The sequence below is a fragment of the Achromobacter sp. genome (assembly GCF_036567245.1).
Lineage (GTDB): Bacteria > Pseudomonadota > Gammaproteobacteria > Burkholderiales > Burkholderiaceae_B > Achromobacter.
The window spans coordinates 1-7438 of sequence record NZ_DATCUY010000130.1; the positions used below are offsets into that span (position 1 = coordinate 1).

General features: G+C 66.4%; 7 protein-coding genes. 4 read left to right on the plus strand and 3 right to left on the minus strand.

Annotated elements, in window-relative coordinates:
• Positions 1 to 49 precede the first annotated feature (49 nt).
• The gene (locus tag VIR09_RS05895) at positions 50 to 442 is read right to left on the minus strand and encodes a helix-turn-helix transcriptional regulator (RefSeq protein WP_332012025.1); all 393 of its coding nucleotides are present in this window, start codon (positions 440 to 442) and stop codon (positions 50 to 52) included.
• A gap of 113 nt (positions 443 to 555) precedes the next feature.
• Between VIR09_RS05895 and VIR09_RS05900 the strand changes: the two genes are divergently transcribed.
• The 3 genes from VIR09_RS05900 to kch all read left to right on the plus strand — a co-directional run bounded on the left by VIR09_RS05900 (position 556) and on the right by kch (position 3566).
• Positions 556 to 810, plus strand: a complete 255-nt coding sequence (locus VIR09_RS05900; protein ID WP_332012026.1) for a hypothetical protein — start codon at positions 556 to 558, stop codon at positions 808 to 810.
• Between the two features lie 296 nt (positions 811 to 1106).
• Positions 1107 to 1922, plus strand: a complete 816-nt coding sequence (locus VIR09_RS05905; RefSeq protein WP_332012027.1) for a winged helix-turn-helix domain-containing protein — start codon at positions 1107 to 1109, stop codon at positions 1920 to 1922.
• A 432-nt stretch (positions 1923 to 2354) separates the two neighbouring features.
• The gene (gene kch, locus VIR09_RS05910; protein WP_332012028.1) at positions 2355 to 3566 is read left to right on the plus strand and encodes a voltage-gated potassium channel protein; all 1212 of its coding nucleotides are present in this window, start codon (positions 2355 to 2357) and stop codon (positions 3564 to 3566) included.
• A gap of 3 nt (positions 3567 to 3569) precedes the next feature.
• Here kch and VIR09_RS05915 read toward each other — a convergent pair whose 3' ends face one another.
• The gene (locus VIR09_RS05915; protein ID WP_332012029.1) at positions 3570 to 5153 is read right to left on the minus strand and encodes an EAL domain-containing protein; all 1584 of its coding nucleotides are present in this window, start codon (positions 5151 to 5153) and stop codon (positions 3570 to 3572) included.
• A gap of 96 nt (positions 5154 to 5249) precedes the next feature.
• On the minus strand, positions 5250 to 5867 hold the full coding sequence (locus VIR09_RS05920) for a TetR/AcrR family transcriptional regulator (RefSeq protein WP_332012030.1): 618 nt from the start codon (positions 5865 to 5867) through the stop codon (positions 5250 to 5252).
• Between the two features lie 198 nt (positions 5868 to 6065).
• On the opposite strand from VIR09_RS05920, the gene VIR09_RS05925 reads away from it, so the two are divergent.
• Positions 6066 to 7438 (plus strand): efflux transporter outer membrane subunit (locus VIR09_RS05925; protein WP_332012031.1); only part of this gene is annotated, 1373 nt, incomplete at its 3' end.

A 7438-nucleotide genomic window follows, 5' to 3' on the forward strand; every position in this document is an offset into this window, starting at 1 on the left:
GGCACGCGGCTGCGCCCCGCCAGCGCGCCCGCGCAACAACCCCTCGGGTCTATTCGCCGCGTGCCTTAATGTAGGCGGCCAGCACCTGTTCGATCTGCCGCTTTTCCTGGGAGCTCAGGCGCGCATAGGTGGCATAGGAGATGGTTTCGAACGGCCAGGCGGGCAGCGCCACGCGCTCCGCGTCCGCCTGGCTGGCGCCGGCATCCGGATCCGACATCGGCCCTTCGCCGGTGCTGAGCCACGTGGGATGGACGCACAGCGCGCGCGTCAGCTTGATGAGGGCATCGCTCGACGGCCGCCGGCGCTGCCCGCTTTCGTAGTTGCCGATGGCACTTTGCGACAGGCTGCTCGCGACCGCCAAGTCCTTTTGAGTCCATCCCTGAAGCATTCTTGCGTTGCGCAGACGATGGCTAAACGTGTCCACTCGATCAACCCGAGACATTAATAAGAATTTATTTATTTGATTAAAACATCTCGACGCTGGCGCCAAATAAACGGATTGCACCCCAATTGCGGGGCTAATCCGTAAATCACGCCAGCCCGCTGTCCGCCCGCATGTCCGACGCGCGCCAAGAGCCAGGCAGCGCACCGATGCGCCAACAAAAAAAGCATATCTATCATTGGCTTGTAGAACCCGCAACGGATAGGCCTGGCGGCGGCGGCCATCGCCTACCCGGCGCGGCGCCTCCAAAAAACCTGCGCAAGTTTATGGCTTTCCGAGTATTCAAAATCGAAAATAATGTATCGGCGATACATAATGCGGCGACGGCAGAAATCTCAAAACAAACAGTATTTCAAGCGTTTCCATAGCGTCCGCCCCTCGCTTTCTGTTACTGTCAGAAACTACAGAAACGTATCTTCACAAAAAAACACGCCCGTGTTTAAATGAAACACGGGCGTGACTTCCAAGCAGCATCGAAGCATGGGCGGCCATCGGCGAAAGCACGAAACCAGGGGTAAAACCCCCGGCCTCGCGCCCATCCGAACAACACCGCCCGGCGCTCTCGCGCCTCGGCGCGCAGCACAGGGAGACCGGCATGACTCGCAGCGCCACGCCTAGGCATCAGGCACCGCAGCCATGTCCCGTTTCCTCATTGGAAGCATCAATGAACAACACGCTGGATGTCATCTTTCTGGGCCACGACGATGCCAGGCATGCCGGACTCATCGAAGCCCTTTCGCACCTTGGTTTCAACGTCCGCCGCTGCCACGGCTTGGCCGACGTCTACGACAGATACTCGCGCCGCCCCAGCCCGCTGGTGGTGCTGAAGGCGCCGCTGCCCGATATCCACAATGCCGCTGTCCGGCTACGCGCGGTGGACCGCGGCCTGGGCATCGTCGCCATCGCCACCTTCGCCGACGCCGAAAGCCGCATCCGCACGCTGCTCTGCGGCGCGGACGCCTGCCTGCCGCCAGACGTATCCGGCCTGGAACTGGCGGCGGCGCTGCAGGCGCTGGTGCGCCGCGCTGTCGGCCTGGACGGTGCGGATACCGCGTCCGACGGACACGGCCCGGATGAGCCCATGCCCGAGACGTGGCGCCTGGCGAACAAGGGCTGGACCCTGATCAGCCCAGCGGGCCGGACCCTGGGCCTGACCACCGGCGAGCGCGACTTCCTGTCGCGGCTGGTGAACGCCCCTGACCGCAAGGTCAGCCGCGACGCCTTCTACGCGGACGGCGCGGACGAGGCCGACAGCGGCATCACGCGGCGCCGCTTCGTCGACGTCATGATCAGCCGCTTGCGGCGCAAGGCGACGGCCAACCAGATGACGCTGCCGATCCGCGCCGTGCATGGCTGGGGTTACATGTTCGCAGCGGACATCACGCTGGACCTGGATTTTCGGGTGGCGGGGGAAGAGAGTCGGCTGGACGCCCAGGACGACTGGCGCCGCGAAACGGCTGACGCGAACGCGTCTACTTGATGCCCTGCCCGCAAGGGGCCTGGACGAAAAAAACGCGGCGCTGCCTCGAAAGGTTAAGACGCCGCGCTAAAACAACACGTGAACCTGGAGTCATCAGCCGGCACTGATGCCTACTACCTGGATCACGCGATTCCAACATTCGTGCCTCATACTGCTCACGTACGGTCCGACCGTGAGTCCGTGCCGGGTCTCTAGTCCCTGCACAGGCTGCAACGTGATCAACGCCAGACGATTCGTCCGCCTGCTACAACAGCGCACGTCCCGCCCTTATCAGCGGCGTTCCTTCCGGATAGCCGCGTGATGGAGGCAGTTTAGGACCTCGGGCTGGTTTCCAGTAATTCTTTGTTGATAGCCTTCCATACATATCTGGTATAGGGCGGCATGCCCCCTACAATGCCGGCAAAGGACTTGGACCCGCTCCCGCCACACCCCATGCCCATACTGCCCGTTCCCCTCAAGCACCGCCTGCGCAAGCTGTTGGCGCTGTTTCCGCCCAACTGGTGTCTGGCCATCCTGGTGGCGCTGGACGGCTATGCCTTCATGCATCCCGTGCTGCGCGAGGTGCGCGCGCGCGAATACGGGTTCTGGCTCGCCATCGACAACTGGCACGAGGTCATGCGCGTGGTCGGCCTGCTGGAAATACCGCGCCTGGTGCTGGGGGTGGGGCTGCAGGTCATTGCGCTGGGGCTGATCCTCAAGGCCCGCATCGCCTGGGCGTTCTCGCTGGTGCTGCTGATCGGCGTCGGCACCTTCGCCATCATGGGAGACGGCGGCCGCGCGGGCCTGGGGATCTACACGCTGGTGCTCGTCATCGCGCTGGTCGCCTACTGGCGCCGCTTCGACCGCGCCAGCGTCACGGCGGGCTCGCTGTTCGCCCTGGTCAGCATGCTGTCGCTGCTGATCTACGCAGTCTTCGGCACGCTCTACCTGGGCAACGAATTCAATCCGCCCATCACGGACGCCACCACCGCGCTCTACTTCTCCATCGTGTCCATGTCCACGGTGGGCTATGGCGACATCACGCCGCACAGCGGCACCGCGCGGCTGTTCACCGCGTCGATTATCATCCTGGGCATCACCATCTTCGCCACGTCCATCAGCGCGATCGCCGGGCCGGTGATCGGCGGCAATCTGAAACGGCTGGTCAAAGGCAGGTTCTCTACCGCCATGCGCAAAAATCACATCATCATCGCGGGCGCGACGCCCATCGCCATGAGCGTCTATGACGGCCTGCGGCGCCGCGGCGACGAAGTCACCGTCATCGTGCCTGCCGGCGTGCCGCAGGAATATCCGGCGGCCACGGACCTGATCGAAGGCGATCCTTCCAGCGTGGAAGTGCTGCACAACGCGGGCGTGACGCGTGCCCGCTACGTGCTGGCGCTGCGCGACGACGATGCCGAGAACGCTTTCATCGTGCTGGCCACGAAGGAAGCATGCGGGGAGAACGGCGCCAAGACGGTGGCGCTCGTCAACACCAGCAAGCACCTGGAGAAGATCCGCCGGGTGAATCCCGACCTGGTGTTCTCCGTGCAACTGCTGGGCGCCGAACTGCTGACCCGCGCCATCAATGGCGAACCCATGGACAGCCAGAGCATCACCGACCTGTTCTTCGCCAAGGCCACCCCGAACGGAAAATCCGCCTGAGGGCTAGGCGGCGCCGGGCTGTTCGTGCCCGGCGTACCAGCGCACGAACTCGGTCGACGGCATGGGCCGGGCGAACAGATAACCCTGGATGAACGCCACGCCGCGCGCCTTCAGGTAGTCGAATTGATATGGCGCTTCCACGCCCTCGGCCACCACCGACAGCCCCAGGCGATGCGCCAGCGTGATGATGGCGTCCAGCACCGGCGCCTCCTCGCCCGCGGGCCCGATGGCCTGCACAAAACCCTGGTCGACTTTCAGATAGTCCACCGGAAACTTCTGCAGATACGACAGCGAACAGTGCCCGGTGCCGAAGTCGTCGATCGCGACGCGCACGCCCTGGGCGCGCAAGGCGTCGATGTTGCGCCGGGCCTGGCCGTTGTCCGCGATCAGGCTGCGTTCGGTGATCTCCAGCACCACCAGCGGATGCCGCGCCGCGACCTTGGCCACAAAAGCCTGGACGTCCGGCAGCAGTACCGCGCTGGAGAGGTGCTCGGCCGCGATGTTCACGCCGATGTGGAAATCCGGCGGCGTGGGCCATGTGGCCATGTCGCGTTCGATCAACATGAGCAAGTGCTGGGTCAGGGGAATGATCATGCCCTGGGCTTCGGCTTCGGCAATGAAGACGTCCGGGCGTACCGGCCCGATGCCCGGACGCTCCCAGCGCATCAGCGCCTCCACGCCCTCGCAGCGGCCCGTGGCCTGGCCATAGACGGGCTGGTAATGCACTTGGAACTCGTTGGCCCGCATGGCACGCCGCAACTGCTCCTTGAACGATCGCCTGCTTGCCTGCAGGCGGTGCACGCCCAGCGCCAGGCCCAGTCCCAGCAGCAGCGCCACCGGCAGATATGTCGCCATCGAGCGCGACCATGCGCGCACCAGGGTTTCGGGCGGGGCCAGCACGCTGACTCTCAGGCCGGCCACGCTGTCCTCGCGCGCGTCTTCCTCGCGTAGCGGCACCGCGCGTGCCGCCGCGCCGCCCCATGAATCGCTGCGGATCGGCGCGCCATGCCTGCCGACGACCAGTTCCAGCTGCAGGTCGTCCATGGTTGCCACCGCATTCACCAGGTCCTGCGCATAGCGGCCGTCCACCACCACGATGCCGCTGCTGGCGCCGTCCGCGCCGGACTTGCCCAACAGGATGGCTGGACGGTCAGGCGCCAGCGGCGTGCCGGCCACGGACGTCTGCCACTGCGGCGCCGACACGTCGACCTTCCACTTGCTGAAATCGTCGAGCGATGCATCCACCTCGCCCACGGCCGACGAGCAATACACGCGCTTGTCCCGGACCAGGACCAGGGAACGGAAGTACGGGTTCAACGTGCCCCATCGCTGCAGCACGGGCAACACCTCGGCGCAGGGCTTGCCCGCAAGCTCCGTCACCCGCCCCAGCATGTCCTGGGACTGCGCGAGGATGCTCTCGGCCTGGGCGCGCACGATGCGCGCGGCGGTCTCGCCTTCGAGCCGCTGCGCATTGTGGGCCAGCAGCCAGGTCCAGCCGACGCAGGCCAGGATGGGAAGGATCAATGCCAGAGCCACCGGCAGATAACGCCAGGATGGGGTGTCGCTTGTCACTCCCGATGTCGCCATGTCACCTCGCCGCGTAGGTCGTGCATGGCCGCCGCGCGACCAGTCTGGATAGGACACCAAGCGGGACGCAGCGTCAAGAAACTCCGCGCCCGCCCATCATGCGGATCCCTGCCGCAGCAGTTCGCAGATCATGGCCACATGCGCCTGGCGCCGCTCGGGCAGGTCGATGCGCTCGCCCGGCCCCATCAGCGCCGACATGACCAGGGTGTGCACGATGGGCGACAACAGCAGCCAGGGATGTTTGAGCGCCACGCAATCCGCGCATAGGCCACGGGCCCGCGCGCGTTCCAGCAGCCGCGCGATGTCGGTCTGGTGAGCCTCCGCAGTCTCCTGCCGCCAGCGCGCGGCCAAATGCGGCACGCGGCCGCTTTCGGCCAGCAGCAGCCGCATGGTGCTGATCATGGCCGGATTGCTCAGGCTGACGTAGAGATGATTGACGATGCGTTCGGCCAGATGGCGCGGCGACTCGGCGCCGTCCACCACCGCGGCGACGTCGAGCCGCGAGGGGCTGAGGTGACGCGCCAGCAAAGCCTCGAAGACGGCTTCCTTGCTGTCGAAATGGGCATAGAGGCCGCCCTTGGACAGCCCTGCCCGCAGCGCGATGTCATCCATCCTGGCGCCGGCATAACCCGCCTGCGAGAACTCCTGGAGCGCGGCGTCGAGGATCTGCCCGACCCGCACGGCCGGAGGAAGACGACGGCGCTGCATGACCATTCCTCTGCTCCCTGTGCATGTGCAATTCATTAAAAACCGACCAGTCAGTCGCTACTTTGATCTTGATCAAGGAATGCGCAGCCGCCGCACTGCACAATACCCACAAGCATGAACCCGGTATCGGGTCCGCCCCGAAGGCGGCGCCACAAGCCTGCCTGCCCAGGGACGCACCCGGCCCCCGCGCTGGAGAGACCCCGCATGACACGCCGCCCGTTTCCGGCCACGATCGCCGCGCGCTTCGTTCCCGCAGCCCTGCTGACGCTGCTGGCCAGCGGCTGCGTTTCCATGGCGCCCGACTACAGCCGCCCCGCCCTGCCCGTGCCCGCCGCCTATACGGCCCCGGGTTCCGAAGCGACAGCAGCGAGCGCCGCCGCGGCCGCCGAGATCGGCTGGCGCACCTACTTCCCCGATCCGGCGCTGCAGACGCTGATATCCACCGCCCTGGACAACAACCGCGACCTGCGCCGCGCCCTGCTGCGCGTGGAAGAAGCCCGCGCCCTGTATGGCATCCAGCGCGCCGACCAGTTTCCCACCGTCGGCGTGCAGGCGGACGGCTCCCGCGCCCGCGTGCCCGGCGACCTGAACCTGACTGGGCAGCCGCAGGTTTCCAGCCAGTATCAGGTGGGCCTGGGCATGGCCAGCTGGGAGCTGGACTTCTGGGGCCGCGTGCGCAGCCTGAAGGACGCCGCGCTGCAGAACTACCTGGCCTCCGACGCCGCCGCGCGGGCCGCCACGCTGAGCCTGATCGCGGAAGTGGCGGACAGCTACCTGTCCCTGCGCGAACTGGACGAACGCCTGGCGCTGACGCGCGCGACCATCGCCTCGCGCGAAGAGTCGCTGCGCATCTTCCGCCGCCGTTTCGAGGAAGGCGCGATTTCCAAGCTGGACCTGACCCAGGTCGAAACGCTGTGGCAGCAGGCCAAGGCGCTGGGCGCGGACCTGGAACAGACCCGCGCCGCCCAAGCCAATGCGCTGGAACTGCTGGTGGGCGCACCCCTGAACCTGCCCAGGTTGCCCACGCGCCTGGACGATGATTCCGTCATGCGCGAACTGCCGGCCGGCCTGCCCTCGGACCTGCTGGTCAACCGCCCCGACATCGCCGCCGCCGAGCATCAGCTCAAGGCCGCCAACGCCAACATCGGCGCGGCCCGCGCCGCGTTCCTGCCCACCATCACCCTGACCGGCGCCTTCGGCACCGCCAGCAGCGAGCTGGACGGCCTGTTCTCGGGCGGCAGCCGCGCCTGGAATTTCGCGCCCAGCATCAGCCTGCCGATCTTCGACGCCGGCCGCCGTTCGGCCAACCTGGACCTGACCGAAGCGCGCCGCGACCAGGCCGTGGCCGCCTACGAACAAACCATACAGACCGCCTTCAAGGACGTGTCCGACGCATTGTCCGCCCGTTACTGGCTGGCCGAGCAGGTCGACGTGCTGCGCGCCACCGTGGCGGCGCAGAGCGAGCGCGCCCGCCTGGCGCAGCTGCGCTACGACCATGGCGCCTCGCCCTACCTGGAGGTGCTGGACGCGCAGCGCGACCTGCTGGCGGCCCAGCAAAAGCTCGCGCAGACGCGCCG

What these genes read in the sequence shown, in the direction of transcription:
- VIR09_RS05900 (WP_332012026.1), top strand. Translation starts at nt 556, where the DNA reads ATGTCCGACGCGCGCCAAGAGCCAGGCAGCGCACCGATGCGCCAACAA.
- VIR09_RS05895 (WP_332012025.1), bottom strand. Translation starts at nt 442, where the DNA reads ATGTCTCGGGTTGATCGAGTGGACACGTTTAGCCATCGTCTGCGCAAC.
- kch (WP_332012028.1), top strand. Translation starts at nt 2,355, where the DNA reads ATGCCCATACTGCCCGTTCCCCTCAAGCACCGCCTGCGCAAGCTGTTG.
- VIR09_RS05920 (WP_332012030.1), bottom strand. Translation starts at nt 5,867, where the DNA reads ATGGTCATGCAGCGCCGTCGTCTTCCTCCGGCCGTGCGGGTCGGGCAG.
- VIR09_RS05915 (WP_332012029.1), bottom strand. Translation starts at nt 5,153, where the DNA reads ATGGCGACATCGGGAGTGACAAGCGACACCCCATCCTGGCGTTATCTG.
- VIR09_RS05905 (WP_332012027.1), top strand. Translation starts at nt 1,107, where the DNA reads ATGAACAACACGCTGGATGTCATCTTTCTGGGCCACGACGATGCCAGG.